Origin of the sequence: Amycolatopsis keratiniphila subsp. keratiniphila (assembly GCF_001620365.2) — a bacterium.
GTDB classification, from domain to species: domain Bacteria; phylum Actinomycetota; class Actinomycetes; order Mycobacteriales; family Pseudonocardiaceae; genus Amycolatopsis; species Amycolatopsis keratiniphila.
On sequence record NZ_LQMT02000019.1, the window covers coordinates 177,606 to 196,907 of the forward strand.

Annotated in this window: 22 protein-coding genes; 11 read left to right on the forward strand and 11 right to left on the reverse strand. The window is 68.6% G+C overall.

Annotation, left to right across the window (positions count from 1 at the left end; translation table 11 throughout):
- Positions 1-27: 27 nt before the first annotated feature.
- Positions 28-921: a LysR family transcriptional regulator gene (locus tag AVR91_RS18820; protein ID WP_063273959.1), complete on the reverse strand. Its 894-nt coding sequence runs from the start codon at positions 919-921 to the stop codon at positions 28-30.
- A gap of 79 nt (positions 922-1,000) precedes the next feature.
- On the opposite strand from AVR91_RS18820, the gene AVR91_RS18825 reads away from it, so the two are divergent.
- Positions 1,001-1,891, forward strand: a complete 891-nt coding sequence (locus AVR91_RS18825; RefSeq protein WP_076857373.1) for an EamA family transporter — start codon at positions 1,001-1,003, stop codon at positions 1,889-1,891.
- Here the strand turns inward: AVR91_RS18825 and AVR91_RS18830 are convergent.
- Complete coding sequence (locus tag AVR91_RS18830; protein WP_228709235.1) at positions 1,880-2,122, reverse strand: hypothetical protein; 243 nt, start codon at positions 2,120-2,122, stop codon at positions 1,880-1,882. The two genes, AVR91_RS18825 and AVR91_RS18830, sit on opposite strands and share 12 nt — an antisense overlap.
- Before the next feature lie 60 nt (positions 2,123-2,182).
- On the opposite strand from AVR91_RS18830, the gene AVR91_RS18835 reads away from it, so the two are divergent.
- Together AVR91_RS18835 and rraA are read left to right on the forward strand one after the other, a co-directional pair.
- Complete coding sequence (locus AVR91_RS18835) at positions 2,183-2,788, forward strand: TetR/AcrR family transcriptional regulator (RefSeq protein WP_063273960.1); 606 nt, start codon at positions 2,183-2,185, stop codon at positions 2,786-2,788.
- Entirely contained in the window at positions 2,785-3,264 is a 480-nt protein-coding gene (gene rraA, locus AVR91_RS18840; RefSeq protein ID WP_063273961.1) for a ribonuclease E activity regulator RraA, read from the forward strand. The genes AVR91_RS18835 and rraA overlap by 4 nt, the downstream gene beginning before the upstream one ends.
- A 12-nt stretch (positions 3,265-3,276) precedes the next feature.
- On the opposite strand, the gene AVR91_RS18845 is transcribed toward rraA, so the two are convergent.
- Entirely contained in the window at positions 3,277-4,170 is an 894-nt protein-coding gene (locus tag AVR91_RS18845; protein WP_063273984.1) for an NADP-dependent oxidoreductase, read from the reverse strand.
- A gap of 70 nt (positions 4,171-4,240) precedes the next feature.
- Here AVR91_RS18845 and AVR91_RS18850 point away from each other — a divergent pair, with 70 nt between their 5' ends.
- Positions 4,241-4,819, forward strand: coding sequence for a TetR/AcrR family transcriptional regulator (locus AVR91_RS18850; protein ID WP_063273962.1), 579 nt, complete (start codon positions 4,241-4,243; stop codon positions 4,817-4,819).
- Positions 4,813-5,643 (forward strand): MBL fold metallo-hydrolase, encoded by an 831-nt coding sequence (locus AVR91_RS18855; protein WP_063273963.1) that lies wholly within the window; start codon positions 4,813-4,815, stop codon positions 5,641-5,643. The genes AVR91_RS18850 and AVR91_RS18855 overlap by 7 nt, the downstream gene beginning before the upstream one ends.
- On the opposite strand, the gene AVR91_RS18860 is transcribed toward AVR91_RS18855, so the two are convergent.
- The 4 genes from AVR91_RS18860 to cmtR are packed head-to-tail and all read right to left on the reverse strand — an operon-like array spanning position 5,607 to position 7,680.
- Entirely contained in the window at positions 5,607-6,038 is a 432-nt protein-coding gene (locus tag AVR91_RS18860) for an LppU/SCO3897 family protein (protein WP_063273964.1), read from the reverse strand. The genes AVR91_RS18855 and AVR91_RS18860 overlap by 37 nt on opposite strands.
- Before the next feature lie 43 nt (positions 6,039-6,081).
- On the reverse strand, positions 6,082-6,693 hold the full coding sequence (locus AVR91_RS18865; protein ID WP_063273965.1) for a class I SAM-dependent methyltransferase: 612 nt from the start codon (positions 6,691-6,693) through the stop codon (positions 6,082-6,084).
- Positions 6,694-6,703: 10 nt separating this feature from the next.
- Complete coding sequence (locus AVR91_RS18870; RefSeq protein WP_211282734.1) at positions 6,704-7,357, reverse strand: cation transporter; 654 nt, start codon at positions 7,355-7,357, stop codon at positions 6,704-6,706.
- Positions 7,354-7,680, reverse strand: a complete 327-nt coding sequence (gene cmtR, locus AVR91_RS18875) for a Cd(II)/Pb(II)-sensing metalloregulatory transcriptional regulator CmtR (RefSeq protein ID WP_063273967.1) — start codon at positions 7,678-7,680, stop codon at positions 7,354-7,356. Before cmtR ends, AVR91_RS18870 begins: the two co-directional genes overlap by 4 nt.
- A gap of 454 nt (positions 7,681-8,134) precedes the next feature.
- Between cmtR and AVR91_RS18880 the strand changes: the two genes are divergently transcribed.
- The 4 genes from AVR91_RS18880 to AVR91_RS18895 are packed head-to-tail and all read left to right on the forward strand — an operon-like array spanning position 8,135 to position 13,006.
- On the forward strand, positions 8,135-9,556 hold the full coding sequence (locus tag AVR91_RS18880; protein WP_063273968.1) for a family 2B encapsulin nanocompartment shell protein: 1,422 nt from the start codon (positions 8,135-8,137) through the stop codon (positions 9,554-9,556).
- Positions 9,553-10,941 carry a family 2B encapsulin nanocompartment shell protein gene (locus tag AVR91_RS18885; RefSeq protein WP_063273969.1) on the forward strand — a complete coding sequence of 463 codons (1,389 nt, stop codon included), beginning with the start codon at positions 9,553-9,555 and terminating at the stop codon, positions 10,939-10,941. The genes AVR91_RS18880 and AVR91_RS18885 overlap by 4 nt, the downstream gene beginning before the upstream one ends.
- 53 nt (positions 10,942-10,994) lie before the next feature.
- On the forward strand, positions 10,995-11,858 hold the full coding sequence (locus AVR91_RS18890; protein ID WP_063273970.1) for a geranyl diphosphate 2-C-methyltransferase: 864 nt from the start codon (positions 10,995-10,997) through the stop codon (positions 11,856-11,858).
- Between the two features lie 17 nt (positions 11,859-11,875).
- A complete protein-coding gene (locus AVR91_RS18895; RefSeq protein WP_063273971.1) occupies positions 11,876-13,006 on the forward strand; it encodes a family 2 encapsulin nanocompartment cargo protein terpene cyclase in 1,131 nt (376 codons plus the stop codon).
- A gap of 16 nt (positions 13,007-13,022) precedes the next feature.
- On the opposite strand, the gene ligA is transcribed toward AVR91_RS18895, so the two are convergent.
- From ligA to AVR91_RS18910, 3 genes are all read right to left on the reverse strand, one after another.
- Positions 13,023-15,014, reverse strand: coding sequence for an NAD-dependent DNA ligase LigA (gene ligA / locus AVR91_RS18900; RefSeq protein ID WP_063273972.1), 1,992 nt, complete (start codon positions 15,012-15,014; stop codon positions 13,023-13,025).
- Positions 15,015-15,068: 54 nt separating this feature from the next.
- Complete coding sequence (locus tag AVR91_RS18905) at positions 15,069-16,166, reverse strand: calcium:proton antiporter (protein ID WP_063273973.1); 1,098 nt, start codon at positions 16,164-16,166, stop codon at positions 15,069-15,071.
- Positions 16,167-16,231: 65 nt separating this feature from the next.
- Positions 16,232-16,768, reverse strand: a complete 537-nt coding sequence (locus AVR91_RS18910; protein ID WP_063273974.1) for a TetR/AcrR family transcriptional regulator — start codon at positions 16,766-16,768, stop codon at positions 16,232-16,234.
- Between the two features lie 77 nt (positions 16,769-16,845).
- Here AVR91_RS18910 and AVR91_RS18915 point away from each other — a divergent pair, with 77 nt between their 5' ends.
- The gene (locus tag AVR91_RS18915; RefSeq protein WP_063273975.1) at positions 16,846-18,306 is read left to right on the forward strand and encodes an aldehyde dehydrogenase; all 1,461 of its coding nucleotides are present in this window, start codon (positions 16,846-16,848) and stop codon (positions 18,304-18,306) included.
- On the opposite strand, the gene AVR91_RS18920 is transcribed toward AVR91_RS18915, so the two are convergent.
- Positions 18,278-18,529, reverse strand: coding sequence for a hypothetical protein (locus tag AVR91_RS18920; RefSeq protein WP_063273976.1), 252 nt, complete (start codon positions 18,527-18,529; stop codon positions 18,278-18,280). The two genes, AVR91_RS18915 and AVR91_RS18920, sit on opposite strands and share 29 nt — an antisense overlap.
- A gap of 337 nt (positions 18,530-18,866) precedes the next feature.
- On the opposite strand from AVR91_RS18920, the gene AVR91_RS18925 reads away from it, so the two are divergent.
- Entirely contained in the window at positions 18,867-19,298 is a 432-nt protein-coding gene (locus AVR91_RS18925; RefSeq protein WP_228709237.1) for a hypothetical protein, read from the forward strand.
- The last annotated feature ends 4 nt before the right edge of the window (positions 19,299-19,302 follow it).

Consider the following 19,302-nt stretch of genomic DNA (forward strand, 5'->3'; position numbering starts at 1 on the left):
CTCGGCTGAGCCGAGGGAAGGGGGCCTTCACGCGCGGTCGCTGTCCTCCCCACTCGCGACCCCCAGCACCTCCAGGAAGGCCTTCGCCGCCGGAGTGACGGTGAAGCGGTTCCAGACCAGGTGCTCGATCCGCGCGGGCGCGTCCCGCACCGGCACGGTGACCACATCGGTCAGGTTCGGCACGTACTTCGACGGCAGCAGCGCCACGCCCAGTCCCTGATGGATGAGCCGCGCCATGAAGTCGGCGGCCGTCACCTCGAACGCGACCTCCCTGGTCACTCCCGCCGCGGCGAAGGCCTGATCGGTCTGAGCCCGCCCCGCCGAGCCCGACGGGAAGTCCACGAACACTTCGGGCGAAAGCCGCTTCAAGTCCACTTCGGACTCGACAGCGAGTGGATGCCCCGGAGCCACAACGGCGATCAGGTCGTCGCGGCCCAGTTCGCAGGTGCCCACGCCGTCCGGTCGATCGGTCACCGGGAGGCCGAGGAACGCCACCTCGATCGCACCCTCCTTGATCTGCTCGACCAGTTGGCCGCTCGCCCCGACCCGCAACCCGATCCGGACATGCGGGTACCGGCTGCGGAAGGTCTGTAGAGCGGCCGGGACGTCGACCGCCGCGACGGTCGGGATCACTCCGACGGTGAGCCGTCCGCGGATCTCGCCGACGGCCGCGGCGACCTCCGAGCCCGCCCGCTCGGCGGCTTCGAGGCATTGCCGGGCGGCGGGTAGGAACGCTTCGCCCGCGGCAGTGAGGCGCACGCGGCGGCTCGTGCGCTCGAACAGCCGCGCGCCGAGTTCCCGTTCCAGCCGGGCGATCTGGTGGCTCAATGCCGACTGCACGACGAGGCACCGTTGCGCGGCCCGCGTGAAGCTGTTCGTCTCCGCCACCGCCACGACGTACCGCATCTGCTGAAGCTCCATGGATCCATCTTGAATCACGATGGATCACGTGACAAACATGTGTTGGACTCATTGATCGGCAGCGTCGAAGCTGAGAAGCGTGAAAACGCTGACGACCACACCGCTCGCCGCCGGGCTCGCCGGTACCGCGCTAACCGCCTTCGCTCCCCTGGTCTGGGGGACGACCTACGTGGTCACCACCGAACTTCTCCCGCCAGGGCACCCGCTGTTCGCCGGGCTCATGCGCGCCCTGCCCGCCGGGCTCATCGCGCTCGCCATCACCCGCAGCCTCCCGCGCGGCAGCTGGTGGCTGAAGGCCGCCGCGCTCGGTGTCCTCAACATCGGGATGTTCTTCCCCCTGCTGTTCGTCGCCGCCGAACGGCTGCCCGGCGGCGTCGCCGCCACGCTCGGCGCCGCCCAGCCGCTGCTCGTCGCGATCCTCGCCGTGGCCGTGCTGCGGCAGAGCCCGTCCGCGTGGCGGTTCGCCTGGGGAGTCGTCGGGATCGTGGGTGTCGGCCTGGTGGTGCTCGGGCCGGCGGCGGGCTTCGACTTCATCGGGGTGATCGCGGGTCTCGGCGGCGCCGCGACGATGGCGCTCGGCGTCACGCTCACCAAACGCTGGGGACGCCCGGTGGACGTCGGGCCGACCGCGTTCGCCTCGTGGCAGCTCACCGCGGGCGGGTTGTTCCTGGTGCCGGTGACCTTCCTGTTCGAAGGAGCACCGCCCGCCATCGACCTGAACGCCGCTCTCGGCTACCTCTGGCTCGGCCTGGTCGGCGGATTGCTCGCCTACGTCCTGTGGTTCCGCGGCATCACGTCGCTGCCGGTCACCTCGGTCGCCGTCCTCGGCCTGCTCTCGCCGATGGTCGCCGCACTGCTCGGCGCCGCGCTGCTCGGGCAGTCGCTCGACTTGATCCAGCTCGTCGGCTTCGCGCTCGCGCTGGCCTCGATCGTCGCGGGCCAGGTCACCCCGCGTCGGCTACCGAGGTAGTCGCCACTTCGGTTCGGGAGGGTCGCCCGGCGAGGGCGTCTCCGGACTCCGTTCGGCCTCGATCTGGATCTCGATATTCGTCTTGTGCGCGATCGGATCCCAGATCTCCTCGATCGGCGCGAGCAAGGACTGGCTGACACCGCAACGCCGGGCACGGACGGCGTACCAAGCGAACCCGGCCAGGAAGAGGGGAAGGCTGAGAAACGCCGCCACGGGTGCCAGGAGGTCCATGCGTACGACGGTACAGTAACGTCGCGTTTCCAGAAACACGATGTTACTGAATGGGAGACGATGACCAGGCTGACGCGGGCCGAGCAGCAGCGCCGGACCCATGAACACCTGCTTGCCGCGGGGCGCCAGGTTTTCCTGCGGCGTGGTTTCCTCGCGGCGACGGTGGAGGAGATCGCGGCCGACGCCAGGTACACCCGCGGCGCCGTCTACAAGCACTTCGGCGGCAAGGAAGGGCTGTGGCTGGCGATCATCGAAGCCGACGCGGACGGCCATCTGCGCGGACTGCGCGAAGCGCTGGCCCAAGCCACTTCGCGCGACGAGGTGATCGCGGCGCTCAACCCCGTCGACGTGGCGGACAAGGACGCGGCGAAGTGGAGCGCGGCGGCCGCGGAGGTGCTCGCGGCGACGGCGCAGCAGCCGGAAACGGCCGCACTGATCGCGGCGATCCAGCGACGGCACGACGACGAGGTGGCCTCCCTGCTCGCCGAACACACCCGCCGCCTGCGTCTCGAACCCGCGATGCCACTGGATCAGGCCGTCGTCATGCTGGGCGCGCTGGGCATCGGGCTCGCGCTGCGGCAGACGGTCGCCCCCGCCGCGGATCCCGCTGCCATCCTCACCCACGTTCTGGACACGCTCTTTCCGCCCTACACTCGGGAACCGTGATCGATTCCTTCACCACCGCCGACCTGGTCGACGAACACGGCGACCGGCTGCGCGTCTGCGACACCCAGTTCCGTCAGTTCGGCGGGCACCGATCCTTCTCAGGCCCGATCCGCACCGTCTCCTGTCACGAGGACAACGGCCTGGTCAAGAAACTCCTGGCCACCCCGGGTGACGGCGCCGTCCTGGTGGTCGACGGCGGCGGTTCCCTGCACAGCGCGCTCACCGGCGACATGATCGCGAAGTCCGCGGTGGACAACGGCTGGGCGGGCATCGTCGTCAACGGTGCGGTGCGCGACAGCGCCGAGCTCGCCGGGCTTCCGCTCGGGGTGAAGGCGCTCGGCACCAACCCGCGCAAGAGCTCCAAGGCGGGCGCCGGCGCTGTCGACGTCCCGGTCGGCTTCGGGGGAGTGACCTTCACTCCCGGCGACACGCTCTATTCCGATGACGACGGCGTCGTCATCCTTCCCGCTGCCTGAACCCGAACCCGCTCAGACGACGATGACCCGGCGGCCGCGGGTGTGCCCGGCATGGCTGTCGGCGTGTGCCGCCGCGGCGTCGGCGAGCGAATAGGACTTCTCGACCGGGATGTGCAGCTTCCCCCGCGAGATGAGGTCGACGGCCTCGGCCAGCGCGTCCGGCACGCTCCCGGCCACGCCGGAGAAGCGGACACCGAACTCGGGCGCACCGAGGTCGGCGATGGAGAGCACCTTCCCCGGATCGCCGGTCAGCTCGACCAGTTCCGCGATCACGCCCGACCCGGCGAGATCGAGGGCTGCGTCGATCCGGCCGAGCTGTCGCACCCGGTCCACCCAACCTGCGCCATAGGTCGTGGCGAGCGCGCCCAGCTCGCGCAGATAGGCCTGGTTCGCGGCGCTCGCCGTGCCGATCACCGTGATGCCGCGTTCGCGCGCGATCTGCAGTACGGCCGAGCCGACCCCGCCGGACGCGCCGCTGACCAGCAGTGTCTCGCCCGGCCGCACATCGGCTTCGCGGATGAGACGCAGCGCGGTCTCGACGACGGACGGATATCCGGCCGCCTCCTCGAAGGTGAGCCCGTCGGGCATCACCGCCCAAGCCGACAGCACGGCGAACTCGGCATAGGTGCTCGCACCCTCGCCGAACACGGAGTCGCCGACCGCGACCCCATCGACGCCTTCGCCGACCTCGTCCACCACGCCGGCGGCGTCGAGGCCCACCCCGGACGGCAGCACGGTCGGATGCGCGCCGAGGACCTGGCCTTCGCGAATTCTCCAGTCGACGGGGTTCACTCCTGCCGCTCGCACGGCGATGCGCACCTGGCCCGGCCCCGCGTGCGGCTCTTCGGCGTCGACGAGTCGCAGGACTTCCGGTCCACCGAACTCGGTGAAGATCACTTGCTTCATGCGACCGACCATAGCACTAACCGTTAGCCTTTTGGAACGGTTGTTGTTTCGTATCTGGTAGCTTCACCGCATGACAGCGCCGACCGGGCGTCGCGAGCGGAAGAAGGCCGCGACCCGTCAGAAGATCGCCGAGACCGCCCTGCGGCTTTTCCTGGAGCGCGGGTACGACGCGGTGGGCATCCGCGAGGTGGCCGCGGAGGCCGATGTCGCCGTCACGACGCTCTTCTCGCATTTCGCCTCGAAAGAGGCTTTGGTGTTCGAGCAGGACGCGAACTTCGAGCAGGGCCTCACGCGGGCGGTCACCGAAAGGCAGCCAGGAGAGCCGCTCATCCCCGCGCTGTGCCGCGAGGTTCACGCGATGGTGCGGCACTGCACCGCGGACGGCGCCGCCCCGATCTGGCGCATGATCGACGGATCGCCCGCTCTGCGGGAGTACGAGGATTCGATGAGGCTGCGCCACGCGGAGTCCCTGGCGGCGGCCATCGCTGCCGATCCGGAGTCGGCGCGGTCCGCGACCGCCTGCCGGACCATCGCGAGGTTCGTGATCGACGCCTACTCGATCGGCCGGGAGGCGGCCGATCCGGAGGCCGCGGTGGACGAGATCTTCCGGATGATCGAAGCGGCCTGGGAGGTGACCGGAGCATGTTGACCCAGGTCGCGGCGGGTGTGCTGGTCCACCAGAGCGCCTTGCTCCGCAACAATACGGTCGTCGTCGAGGGCGAGGAAGGTGTGCTGCTCGTCGATCCCGGGATCACCGAAGACGAGATGGCCTGCCTCGCGAACGACCTGGCCGAGTCCGGCCGGACCGTGGTGGCGGGTTTCGCGACGCATCCCGATTGGGATCACGCGCTCTGGCATCCCGCGTTCGGCGACGTGCCGCGCTACGGCACGGAACGCTGCGCGGCCTATCTGCGAGATCTGCGGTCGAAGTCGGACTGGAAGTCCGACTTCGCAGAGGGGCTGCCGCCGGAGATCGCCGGCGAGGTGCCGGTGAATCTGTTCGGCCTCATCACCGCTCTGCCGGCCGGGAACACGCGGATTCCTTGGGACGGCCCGGAACTGCGGCTCATCGAGCATCCGGCCCACGCTCCCGGCCATGCGGCGCTGGTGATCGGGGGAAGCGGGGTTCTCGTCGCGGGCGACATGCTTTCCGACGTCCTGGTCCCGATGTTCGACGACACCGCCGACCCGCTCGCGGACTACCTGGCCGGGCTCCGGCTGCTCGACGAGGTCGCGGGCGACGTCCAGGTCGTCGTGCCGGGCCACGGGGCGGTCGGCGGCGCCGGCGAGGTGCGCGCACGGATCGACCGCGACCGGGCGTATGTCCACGCCGTTCGCGACGGCCGCACTCCCGAAGACCCGAGGATCGGCTCGTCGGCCGAACCCGGATGGGAGTGGGTGAGCGATCTGCACGCCGGGCAGGTACGGCGCCTCGCTCAGCCCTTGGGCATGACGCAGAGCTCCCGCGACTGACCCGACGTGAAGTCGTAGACGACGGGGTTGCCGTACTCGTAGCCGGGCACGGCGTTGCAATCCGAACCGGACCCGCTCGAAAGCTGTGCCATCACCGTGTAGTTGGCGGAGCTGTCCGAACAGTGCACCCGCACGGCGCTGGAGCTGAACGCGCCATTGGAGCCGGCGTCTTCGTCGGCCGAGAGGCAATCGCCTGCCTGTGCCGAAAACGGGTCGGGGTCGACCTCAGGAGCGCTGCCGCCGGTGGTGAGCGCCACGGTCACCGCGATGGCCCCGCCGGTCACGACGAGCGCCGCGGCGGCGATCCCGGCGATCAGTGGGGTGTTGGGCGTCTTCTTCGGCGGGGCGACGGGGTACTGCTGCCAGATGGGCGGCTGCTGCTGGGGGTAGGTCACGTCATCAGGATCGTCCGTGCCGATGAAATTTCGATGACACGGCTCATTTGCGGGCGACGAGCCGTTCCACCAGCCCGAGTTTGAACCGCTCCCGCTGTTCGACGGCCAGGCCGAGGTCGCCGATCTTGTCGAACGGCCGCCGGAGGAAGTGCTCGCCTGCCATCGGCACGGTGATCTTCTCGGCGATCCATTGCAGACCGCGGACCGCGCGGGACGAACTCACGATGTGGTCGAGCAGGATGAGCCTGCCGCCCGGCCGGAGGACCCGGGCCATCTCCCGCAACGCCTTGCCGTCGTCGGGGATGGCGCAGAGCCCGAGGGTGCAGACGACGGTGTCGAACGAATCGGCGTCGAAGGGCAGGTCGTGCGCGTCGGCGCGCCGTAGCGTCACCGGGTGGCCGAGGCGTTCGGCGCGGTCGCGGGCGATGGCGAGCATGCCGTCGCTGAGGTCGATGCCGGTGAGCGTGACTTCGCCTGGATAGAGCGGCAGGTTCAGGCCGGTCCCGACGGCGACTTCGAGGACTTCACCGGTGGCCTGCCCGCAGGCCCACGCCCGCGAATCGCCGAAGAGTTTCCGGTCCATGAACTGCATTTCCCGGTCGTAGTTCCGGGATTTATCGTCCCAGTACCGGTTCCACCGAGCGGGCGGGGTCATGGCGCTCCTTTCAGCAGCAGTGCTCGCCGCGCCAGGCCTCGCGGCCTTCCTTGATCGCGACGGCGGCGATGACGAGCGCGACCACGGGATCGGCCCAGTGCCAGCCGAAGAGGCTGTTGAGCAGCAACCCGACGAGCAGCACACCGGAAAGGTAAGTGCAGAGCAAGGTCTGCTTCGAGTCGGCGACGGCGCTCGCGGAGCCCAGTTCGCGCCCGGCCCGGCGCTGAGCGTAGGACAGGAAAGGCATCACGAGCAGGGAAACCGCCGCCAGCACGATGCCGACAGGGGAGTGCTCGGCGGGATCGGCTCCGAACAGGGTGCGTACCGACTCGACGGTGACATAGGCGGCCAGCGCGAAGAAGGACACCGCGATGACCTTGAGTGCGGTGCGTTCACGGGCTTCCGGGTCCTTGCCGGAGAACTGCCACGCGACGGCCGCGGCCGAAGCGACTTCGATGACCGAGTCCAGCCCGAAGCCGATCAGGGCGGTCGACGAGGCGATGGTGCCCGCCGAGATGGCGACGACCGCCTCGACGACGTTGTAGGTGATCGTCGCGGCGACCAGGAGCCGGACGCGCCGGGACAGCACCGCACGCCGAGCCGGGGCCACTGTGGACTCCTTGGCGCAGCAACCGTCCGTACACGAGCCGCTCTCCGCACTCACCGGAGCACCTCGTCCACACAGGGCTCGGCGGTGTCGACCGCGAGCACCACCTGGACGAGCTCCCGCAGCGCGCGGGCCAGATGCGCGTCGGCCAAGGAGTAGCGGACCTGCCTGCCTTCGTAGGTCGCCACGACCAGCCCGCAGCCACGCAGGCAGGCGAGGTGGTTCGACACGTTCGAGCGGCTCAGGCCGAGTTGATCGGCCAGCCTGCCGGGGTAGCTCACCCCGTCGAGGAGGGCGACCAGGATCCGGCACCGGTTCGGGTCGGCGAGGGCACGACCGAGCCGGGCGAGCGCGGCACCCTGGGTCTCACATGTCAGCACACGCAGGACAGTACAGTCTTTGCTGATATGTCAGCAAGGGCTGAACCATGACCCGACGGAGTGTCCGGACGCGACCCTCTGTTTCGTCGCCGTCTGTCAAGCCAGTGTCGAACGAGGACGCGGAGGCGACCCGAAAGAGTCCTGTGTGGCCACTCCAACGGCCGTGTCGCGGGCACGCCGGGGAGTTTCGGCGCGGCCCCGCGTGACACCTCAGAACAATTACTGGCCCGAATGCGTGGCGGTCATAAAACGTCGAGTGAGATGAACAAAAGCTTTCCTGCGTAATGGGAAAACCGGCATTCGGGTGGCCTTGTCGTATTACCTGATAGTGCGCTTGTGCGGGAAAAACCCCTTGCTATGTTGATCCTGCGGGGCCGCACTTCGGGGCATGACCGGCACGCCGCGATTTGTGGATCTTGTTTGTTCACACGACTATCGAAGGGTGGACCTTGCTGTGACCGTGACCGAATCGGGCACTTCCGCCGAAGGTGTCCAGGGGTCGGAAAACCCGCAGCTGAGTTTGGGTCGCGCCGCCGCGCGCAACCTGGCGACGACGACCAAATCCGTTCCGCAGATGCAGGGAATTTCGTCCCGGTGGCTGCTGAAGTCCCTCGAATGGGTTCAGGTGAACGGCGGTGCCTACCGGGTCAACCGGCGGCTGAATTACGCGGTCGGCGACGGTCGGGTGACCTTCTCGAAGGCGGGCGCCGAGGTCAGCGTGATCCCGGCGGAACTCGGTGAACTGAAACCGCTCAAGGGATATGACGACGAAGATGTCCTCGCCGAACTCGCACGCCGTTTCGAACAGCAGGAAGTGGCGGCCGGCGACGTACTCGTCGAATTCGGGCACCGCGCCGATCGGGTCTTCCTCATCGCGCACGGCAAGATCAGCAAAACCGGTCCCGGTCACTACGGCGACGAGACCGCGCTCGGCGTGGTCAAGGACGGCGACTACTTCGGCGCGCAGGCACTCGTGGACGACGATGGCATCTGGGAGTTCACCGCGAAGGCGGCCACCGCGTGCACCGTGCTCACCCTGACCCGTCAGGACTTCGAGCGCGTACTGGAACAGTCCGAATCGCTGCAGGCGCAGATCGAGCAGGCGTCACAGGATTCCGGACGTTCCAACGACTTCGGCGAGGCCGAGATCGACATCTCGTCCGGACACGACGGTGAGCCGCTGCTGCCGGGCACGTTCGTCGACTACGAGACCTCACCGCGCGAATACGAACTGAGCGTCGCCCAGACCGTGCTCCGGGTCCACAGCCGGGTGTCCGATCTGTACAACCAGCCGATGGACCAGACCGAACAGCAGTTGCGCCTGACCATCGAAGCGCTGCGTGAGCGGCAAGAGCACGAAATGATCAACAACACCGACTTCGGCCTGCTCCACAACGCCGACTTCTCCCAGCGGATCGCGACGCGCACCGGCCCGCCCACGCCGGACGACTTCGACGACCTGCTCGCCCTGGTGTGGAAGGAACCCGGCTTCTTCCTCGCGCATCCGCGCACGATCGCCGCGTTCAGCCGCGAGTGCAGCAAACGCGGCATCTACCCGACCGGCACCGATCTCGGCGGGCACAAGGTGCCGTCGTGGCGCGGTGTCCCGATCCTGCCGTGCAACAAGATCCCGGTGAGCCAGACCAGCACCAGTTCCGTGCTGCTGATCCGCACGGGGGAGAAGAACCAGGGTGTCGTCGGCCTGCGCCAGATCGGCCTGCCGGACGAATACGAGCCCGGGCTGAACGTCCGGTTCATGGGCATCTCGGAGCAGGCGATCATCTCCTACCTGGTCAGCACCTACTACTCCGCCGCCGTGCTCGTACCGGACGCGCTGGCCGTCCTCGAAGCCGCCGAACTCGGCCGCGAAGGATGACCGCCGCGACGCCGGAGGCCGACCGGCGGCTCAGTCTCGGCCCCGCCGCCGCGCGGAACCTGGCGACGACCACCAAGACGCGGCCGCAGATGCAGAGCATCACGCCGCGCTGGCTGCTGAAGATGCTGCCCTGGGTCGAGGCGACCGGTGGTACCTTCCGGGTCAACCGGCGGTTGACCTACGCGATCGGCGACGGACGGGTGAGCTTCACCAACGTCGGCACGGAGGTCCGGGTCGTTCCGCAGGAACTCTCGGAATTGGCTCTGTTGCGCGGTTTCGACGACGAGGACACGCTCACCGCGCTCGCCGACCGGTTCGTGCAGCACGAGTACCAGCCCGGCGAGACGATCGTCAGCCACGGCGCTCCGCTCGAAGAGGTCGTGCTGGTCGCGCACGGCAAGATCGCCAAGGTGGTGCCGGGTGAGTACGGCGCGGAAGCGTCCGTCGGCAGTATGGCCGATGGAGACCATTTCGGCGACGAGATGCTCGCCGGCATCGACCGGAACTGGCCGTTCACCGCCAAGGCCGTCACCCCGGTGATCGTGCTGACCCTGCGCGCCGAAGACTTCGCCGACCTCAACGGCCGGTCGGAGGCGATGCGCCGCCACGTGCAGGACATGCTGTCGCACAAGGGAAAGCCGCAGAACACCAAGGGCGAGGCCGAGATCGGCATGTCGTCAGGGCACGACGGTGAGCCGTTGCTGCCGGGCACGTTCGTCGACTACGAGATCTCGCCGCGCGAGTACGACCTTGCCGTCGCGCAGACGGCGCTCCGGGTGCACACGCGGGTGACCGATCTCTACAACGGCCCGATGGACCAGTTCGAGGAGCAACTCCGGCTGACCATTTCGGCGCTGCGTGAGCGGCAGGAGTACGACCTGATCAACAACCGCGAGTTCGGCCTGCTGCACAACGCCGACCTCAAGTCGCGGTTCCAGACCCGGTCGGGCCCGCCGACGCCCGACGACATGGACGAACTCGTCAGCCGCCGCCGCAAGACGAAGTTCTTCCTCGCCCACCCGCGCGCGATCGCCGCGTTCGGGAGGGAATGCACGCGCCGCGCCCTGTACCCGGAGGGCACCACCGTCGACGGCAAGGTGGTCGCCGCGTGGCGCGGGGTGCCGCTGCTGCCCTGCGACAAGATCCCGATCACCGAGAACGGCACGTCCTCGATCCTCGCCATGCGGACCGGCGTGGAGGACAACGGCGTGATCGGGCTGCACCAGACCGGCCTGCCCGACGAGTACGAGCCGGGCCTGAACGTGCGCTTCGACGGAATCTCCGATCAGGCGGTCGCCAGCTACCTGGTCAGTACCTACTACTCCGCCGCCGTGCTCGTGCCCGACGCGCTCGGTGTCCTGGAGAACGTCGAGGTCGCGCGGTGACCCCTCGCCCCGCGACGACAACGAACAACAACGCTCCAGAAAGGACCACCCACGTGACCATCGCCCGCACTCCCGCTCCCGCAAAGGTTCTGCGCACCGAGTACCAGAAGTCGGTGGCGTCGTACTGGAACAAGGAGAAGGACCCGGTCAACCTGCGGCTGGGCGATGTGGACGGGCTCTATCACCACCACTACGGGGTCGGCGAGGTCGACTGGTCGGTGCTGGAAGGCCCCGAAGACACTCGCGACGAGCGGATCATCGCCGAAATGCACCGCCTGGAGACGGCGCAGGCCGACGTCCTGCTCGATCACCTCGGCGACGTCAAACCGGACGACCGGCTCCTCGACGCCGGCTGCGGGCGCGGCGGGACCAGCATCATGGCCAACGCGAGGTTCGGCTGCCACGTCGACGGGATCTCGATCTCCGAGAAGCAGGTCGAGTTCGCCAATCACCAGGCGGACATCCGCGGCGTCGCCGACCGGGTGCGCTACCACTTCCGCAACATGCTCGACACCGGCTTCGAGACCGGCTCGCGCAAGGCGATCTGGAACAACGAAAGCACCATGTACGTGGACCTCCACGAACTGTTCGCCGAGCACGCGCGACAGCTGGAGTTCGGCGGCCGCTACGTCACCATCACCGGGTGCTACAACGACGTGACCGGCGGCCGGTCGAAGGCCGTCGCGCAGATCGACCAGCACTACACGTGCAACATCCATCCGCGCAGCGAGTACTTCAAGGCCATGACGGCCAACGACCTGGTGCCGATCTCGGTGGTGGATCTGACGCCGGACACGATCCCGTACTGGGAGCTGCGGGCGAAGTCTTCGGTGGCGACCGGGATCGAAGGGCCGTTCCTGGACGCCTACCGCGAAGGCAGCTTCCACTATCTGCTCATCGCCGCGGACCGCGTCTGAACCTGGAGAGCGAAGCGATGACCGAACAGGGTGCGCTCGCCACGCTACTGGCCGGTCCGAGCGGGCTGGGCACGTCGGCCGCCCGGCTGGCGGCCCGGCTGACCGCGGTTCCTCAGGAGGCTCCGCCGCCTGAGGAACCCGGTCTCGACCCGGCTTACGCGTACCGGCCGTGGGGCGACGGGTCGGCGCCGCCGCTGTACTGCCCCGTCACCGAACGGATCAACGACCCGCTCGCCGTGGAGGTCGACCGGCGACTGACACTGTGGGCGGGGGAGTGCGGATTCGACGAGGAGGAGTGCGAGCAGATCGGCAAGGCGGGCTTCGGCAGGCTCGTCATGCTCGCCCACCCGGACTGCGAGGATCCCGAGCGACTGTTGATCTCGGCGAAGCTCAACGCGGCCTGGTGGGCGGCCGACGACCTCTACGCCGACGACACGTCGCTCGGCGCGGTGCCGGCCGAGCTGCCGCCGAAGCTCGCGCTGGCGATGGCAGCCATGGACCCGGTGCCGTCGCTGGGCGAATTCAGCCGAGACCTCGACGAAACGCTGCTGAACGACCGGGTCCTGGTGGCGCTCGGCTCGGCGACGGACTTCCTGCGGCGATCCGGGACCGCCGCGCAGGTCCAGCGTGTCTGCTATTCGACCTTCGCGATGTTCGTGAGCTGGACGGCCTACGCGGCATGGCGGCACAGCGGGAAGTACCCGCCCGCCTGGGAGTACCTCGCCGCCCGGCAGCACGACAGTTTCTACACCTCGATGACGTTGATCGACGTCCTCGGCGGCTACGAACTGACCGCGAACCTCTACTACGACCCTCGGGTGCGCGAGGCGGCGATCCAGGCGGGTACGGCGGCAGTGCTCGTCAACGACGTGCATTCCGTCACCAAGGATCTGGAGGATGAATCACCGCCCTGCAACGCGGTACTGCTGATCGCCGACGACCGGAAATGCACGATCGAAGAGGCCACGGCGATCACCGTCGAGCTGCACAACGACGTCGTCCGGGACTTCCAGGCCGCCCACGAGAAGCTGAGCGCTGTTCCCTCCGTTGAACTGCAACGGTTTCTACGCGGATTGCGGGGCTGGATGGGCGGCGGTTTCGAATGGCACTCGACCAGCCCGCGCTATCGGACGAAGCCGAGCGTTTAGTCCTCTGGATGCGTGATCAGACGACGCCGGCTTCGATCAGCTGACCCCAGATCACGCCCTGGTCCACGACCTCGACTTCGAGTTTTTCGGCCTTGGTGAGTTTGCTCGCGCCGACGTCCGCGCCGGTGATGAGCAGGTCCGTGTTCGCCGAGACCGACGACGCGATGGTCGCGCCCGCCTTTTCGCACAGTCGCTGGAAAGTCGGGCGCGGCACCTTCTCGCCGGAACGCGGATCGCTGATCGACCCGGTGACCACGACCGTCTTGCCTTCCAGCGGCGCGCCGGCCGCGACGACCGGCGGGAGGTCCTCTTCACGTACGTCCAGCGAGACGCCGGCCTCGCGCAGCCGCTCGAGCTCGGGACGGAGCCGGGTGAGGTGCTCGATCAGGGACGCGGCGACCTTCGGACCGATGTCCTCAACGGCGACGAGCCCCTCTTCACCCGCGTCGGCGACGGCTTCCAGCGAACCGAACCCGGCCCGGCACAGCCGCGCGGCAGTGCCTTCGGAGGCCATCGGGATCGCGAGGCCGATCAGCGCCCGGCGCAGGCCGACGGCCCGGCTCGCGTCGATCGACTCGATCATGCGGGTGGCGGAGATGTCGCCGATGCGATCGAACTCCAGCAGCTTTTCCTTGGTGAGACGGTAGAAATCCGACGGGTGTTCGAGAATCCCGGCTTCGGCGAGCCGCTCGATCCAGACGCCGCCGATCGCGTCGATGTCCGCGGCCGCGCGCGACGCCCAGTGGATCAGCCGCCGGACGGTCTGGGCGGGGCAGGCGACGTTGGTGCAGAACAGTTCCCGGCTGTTGCCCTGTTCGGTCAACGGCTCTTCGCACGACGGGCACACCGACGGCGGCACGATCTCCCGCTCCTCGCCGGTGCGCTTGGCGGCGTCGAGGACGCCGGCCACGAACGGGATCACGTCGCCGGCGCGGCGCACGAGCACGGTGTCGCCGATCTTGATGCCGCGGGCCTTGATGACCTCCTGGTTGGCCAACGTCGCCCGCGTGACCGTGGTCCCGCCGACGAACACCGGCTCCAGCCACGCGACGGGGGCGATCTTGCCGGTCTTGCCGACATCCCAGACGACGTCGGCGAGCACGGTGGTCTTCTCTTCGGCGGCGAACTTGAAGGCCAGCGCTCCGCGCGGCGAGCTGGACCGGGTTCCGGCGGCGGCGTACGCGTCGCGATCCGCCAGGCGCAGCACCGCGCCGTCGAGGTCGTAGTCGAGGTCGTTGCGCTGCTGCTCGATGGTCGTGATGACGGCCTGCGCCGACGCGGCGTCTTCGCAGTGCCGCATGTCGGCGGCGGCGAATCCGAGCGTCCGCAGCGCACCGTCGAGATCGGTCTCGGCGCTGTCGGGCTCCGTGGAGAGGTCGAACGCGAAGAACTGCAGACGCCGCTCGGCGACGGTGGCCGGATCCTTCGCGCGCAGGGTGCCGGCGGCGGCGTTGCGCGGGTTGATCAGCGGCTTGTCCGGATGGACCTTGTTGTAGGCGGCGAAAGTGGAGCGCAGCATGACGGCCTCGCCGCGGACCTCGACCCGGCCGGGCGCGTCGACCTTGTCCGGGACGCCGTCGGTCAGCGCGCGGACCAGCATCGTCACGTCGTCGCCCGTGGTCCCGTCGCCGCGGGTGACCGCCCTGGCGAGCCGCCCGTTTTCGTAGACGAGGGCGAGCGACAGGCCGTCGAGCTTCGGCATGACGACCACCGGCTGCCCGGGGAACCGGGCGAAGAACGCCTCGACCTGCTCGGGCTTGGTCGCCTTCTCCAGCGACAACATCGGCCGCGAGTGCCGGATGGGCGCGTGCAGGACGGCGGGCGCGCCCACCTGGTCGAGCGGGTTCGGCTCCGGGGTCAGCTCGGGATTCGCCTCGATCAGCCCGCGCAATTCGTCTTCGATCGCGTCGTAGTCGGCGTCGGCCACCTTCGGCGAGCCCCGGTAGTAGGCGTCGCGAAGGACGACGATCTGATCGGCGAGTTCTTGGATGCGGTCCCGAGCGTTCACGGGGCTGAGATTACCCGGGACCCCTGACAGAACCCGGTCCGAAGAGGACTCGTGTCACGGGTTGATGGCGAGCACCAGGAACGAGGCCAGCAGGACCAGATGCACCCCGCCCTGCAGCCGGGTCGCACGGCCGGGGACGACGGTGAGCACGCTGACCGCGATCGTCAGCGCCAGCAGCACGATGTGGGTCGCGCCGAGGCCCAGAAGCAGCGGCCCGTCCAGCCAGATCGACGCCAGCGCGATGGTCGGGATGGTGAGCCCGATGCTCGCGATCGCCGAACCGTAGGCGAGGTTGATGCTGGTCTGCATCCGATCGCGCCGCGCGGCCCTGGTCGCGGCCAGCGTTTCCGGCAGCAGCACCAGCATGGCGATCACGACGCCGACGAACGACTGCGGGAAGCCCGCCGCGCTGACCCCCGCTTCGATGGCGGGGGATTCGACCTTCGCCAGACCGACGACGGCGACCAGCGCCACGAGCAGCAGCCCGAGGCTGGTGAGCGCGGCCTTGTTGGTCGGCGGCTCTGCGTGTTCCTCTTCCTTGACCGAGCCCTCGCTGTCGACCGGCAGGAAGAAGTCCCGGTGGCGGACGGTCTGCGTGAGCACGAAAAGGCCGTAGAGCAGTAACGAGGCGACGGCGGCGAAGGTGAGCTGCGTGCCGTTGAAGGCCGGACCCGGGGTGCTGGTGGTGAAGGTCGGCAACACGAGGCTGACGGTGGCGAGCGTCGCCACGGTGGCGAGCGCACCGCCGCTGCCCTCGGGATTGAAGTGCGTCTCGCCGTAACGACGGGCGCCGACCATGAGCGAGATCCCGGCGATGCCGTTCATGGTGATCATCACCGCGGCGAACACCGTGTCACGGGCCAGCGTCCCGGCCTCGGGGCCGCCGGAGGACATCATCGTCACGATCAGCGCGACCTCGATTACGGTGACCGCGATCGCCAGCACCAGCGAGCCGAACGGTTCCCCGACGCGATGCGCCACCACCTCGGCGTGGTGCACCGCGGCCAGCACCGTACCGCCGAGCGCGAGCGCGACGATGATCACCGGCACCGCGCCCAGGTCACGGCCCCAGCTCAGCGCCAGTACGACGATGGCGACGACCGGCATGACGGTGGTCCAGGACAGCGGGAATCGCCTTGGGGAAGCGGCCATGCCGCCACCTTCGCACACTCTGCGTGACGTCGCCGCTCCATGAGGGTCGCGGGGTGACGAAGTTCTTAGCCAGCGCCGATCCCGCTCAGGAAGGTATCGACGAGCAGATCGGCGGCGCGCGGGGCGTCCATGTCCTCCTGTGATGCGAGGTGGAGAAGCTGGATCAACAGCCTGCCCGCCCAGCCGTCCGGCACGTCCGCGCGGAGGAAACCTTCGTCGGTGGCCCGTTGGAGGAACGTGTCCACCTCGGCGGAGAGCCGGTTCCGGCGGTCCTGGATGGTGGGTTCGGCCCGCATCCGGGTCAGTTCGACCGGCCAGGCGCGGTTGACCTCGATGATGCCCTCGACGTAGCGGTGCAAGGCCACGGGGACCGCCGTCTCGGTGAACCGGGCGGCACGGACGACCTGCTCGACCGCGTTCAGTCGTGAGTCGTAGATCGCGGCCAAGAGCTCTTCGCGGGAAGCGAAGCGGCGATAGACGGTGCGCCTGTCGACACCCGCTTCGGCGGCGATCGCGCCGATGCTGGCCGAGGGATCGTGAGCGAGCATGCGCGCGCCGGTGGTCAGGACGGCCTCGATATTGCGCGTCGCATCGGCTCTCATGCCGGGAATGTATCACGCACCTGTGTCGTTAACCGCCTTAAGTGCTACTTTGATGTGACATTTGTGGAGGCGAAACGATGATCACGAACGACAGGCTCTTCATCGGAGGCGAGTGGACGGCGCCGAGCGATCCGGCACGACTGGACATCGTGTCCCCGCACGACCAGTCGGTTCTCGGACGCGTCGTCCAAGCGCTTCCGGCCGACGTCGACCGTGCTGTCGCGGTGGCGAGGGCCGCCTTCGACGAAGGTCCGTGGCCGCACACCTCGCCGGAGGAACGCATCGCGGTGCTTCGGCGGCTGAACGCGCTGAGAGAGGCCCGCGCGGACGAGATCGCCGAGCTCATCTCGGCCGAGAACGGCTCCGCGCTCTGGTTCACCAAGGCCGGACAGCCCGGAGTGGGACGGCTCACCGTCTCGTATCTGAAGGCGGCGGAGGAATTCGGGTGGGAGGAGACGCTCACGCCCTCGGACCCGGCTGCGCCGTTCCGTTCGATCGTGCGCCGGGAGCCGATCGGCGTGGTCGCCGCGATCATCCCGTGGAACTCGCCGTTTTCGGCGTCCATGGCCAAGATCGTCCCGGCGCTGCTCGCGGGGAACACCGTCGTCCTCAAGGTCTCGCCGGAGAATTCGCTCAGCATGAACCTGCTCGCGGACCTCCTCGCGGAGGCCGGGCTGCCGTCCGGAGTGATCAGTGTCCTGCCCGCGGACCGGGAGACCAGCGAGTACCTGGTCAAGCACCCCGGCGTCGACAAGATCGCGTTCACCGGTTCGACCGCCGCCGGCCGCCGGATCGCGTCGCTGGCGGGGGAGCGGCTGAAGCGGGTCAGCCTGGAGCTGGGTGGGAAGTCCGCGGCGGTGATCCTGCCTGACGCCGTCCTCGAAGACGTGATCGCCGGGCTGAAGTTCGGATCGTTGCTCAACAACGGCGAAGCCTGCATCGCGCAGACACGGATCCTCGCGCCGCGCAGCCGGTACGAGGAGGTCGTAAGCGGGCTCAAGGAGATGATGGAGTCGCTCGTGGTCGGCGACCCGGCCGACGAGAAGACCTTCATCGGTCCGATGGTGCGGCCGGGCCAGCAGCAACGGGTGCGCGATTACATCGAGATCGGGATCGCCGAGGGCGCGCGGCTGGTCACCGGCGGCTCCGAGATCCCCGAAGGGCTGGAGAAGGGCAACTACGTCACGCCGACGTTGTTCGCCGACGTCGACAGCACGATGCGCATCGCCCAAGAGGAGATCTTCGGACCGGTGCTGGTCGTGATCCCCTATACGGACGAGGACGACGCGGTCCGCATCGCCAACGGCTCCGAGTATGGGCTCTCCGGCGGCGTCTGGTCGGCCGACGAGGCCCGCGCACTCGCCGTCGCACGGCGGATGCGCACCGGGACGGTCACCGTCAACGGGGCGCCGATCGGCTTCGACGGGCCCTTCGGCGGCTACAAGGCCAGCGGCATCGGCCGCGAATACGGGGCGGCGGGTCTCGCCCAGTACGTCGAGCTGAAGACCATCACGACAGGCGAGCGCCGGGGATCTTGACCGTGATCCGCTCGTCCGCGGCAAGGATCCGCTGAAGCCGGAAACGGCAGAGGGTATGGAACATCTCGCCCAGCTCCTCGGGGTCGATGCGGCCTTCGAGGTCGCGCTTGCTCGCGTTGAGCACCCGGCTGATCACGTTCGCGGGCAACCGGCCGCCGAACTCGCCCATCAGCCAGACACCGATTTCGCCGATCTCGTCCGTGATCGTGCGCTGCGCGGTCATCAGCCGTACCCCTCTGCGTCGGAGTGTCGCCGGTTTGCCCCGGCGACACTCCGACGGGCGACCGCATCACCCATGACGGGGATCCCGCGAGATTGCTCTGCTCGGACTAGCCGCCGGCGCCGATTGCACCGAACCGTGCAGTCGGCGGAGCGATCTCCGGGGAAACCCCGATGTGATCGACATCGGGGTGTGCCAGCCTCGATGGTGACCATTGTGGACAGTCGGAGAGGAGGGCACACGAGTAGTGGCCCCGGCAAGTGATGAACAAACCGACCAGTGGATCGCGGAACTGACGGCCCTCACCGAGCTTTACCGATCCTCGGGATCGGCGGAGCAGGTGTCCTACGAGGGGTGGCACACCGGAGCCCGGATCGGGACCAGCACCGGAGACGGGCGGATGCTGGCCTACAAGGATTCGGGTGTCCAGGCGGAATGTATCTTCCGGGCGGGAGAAAGCACGCTGTTCAACATCATGAGCACCGGATACGGGAGTGACACCACCGAGCGAGGGTTCGCGGTGTGGAGCGCCCGGCCGGGCGCGCTGGGCGCGATCGACCCCGGGGTGACCCGGCTGGAGGTGACCGACGCGGACGGCGTCGTCGTCCAGGCCGAGATCGTGGCGCACACCTTCGCCGTGGACGTGGACCTGGGGCCGGTGCCCCGGACGATCGACGAAGTGTTCGCGCCCTGGGAGCCGCCGGAGTTGACGGTCCGGGTGTACGGCGAGGATGACGCGTTGCGCTACGAAGGCCCCTTGCTGACCAGGTGACGCG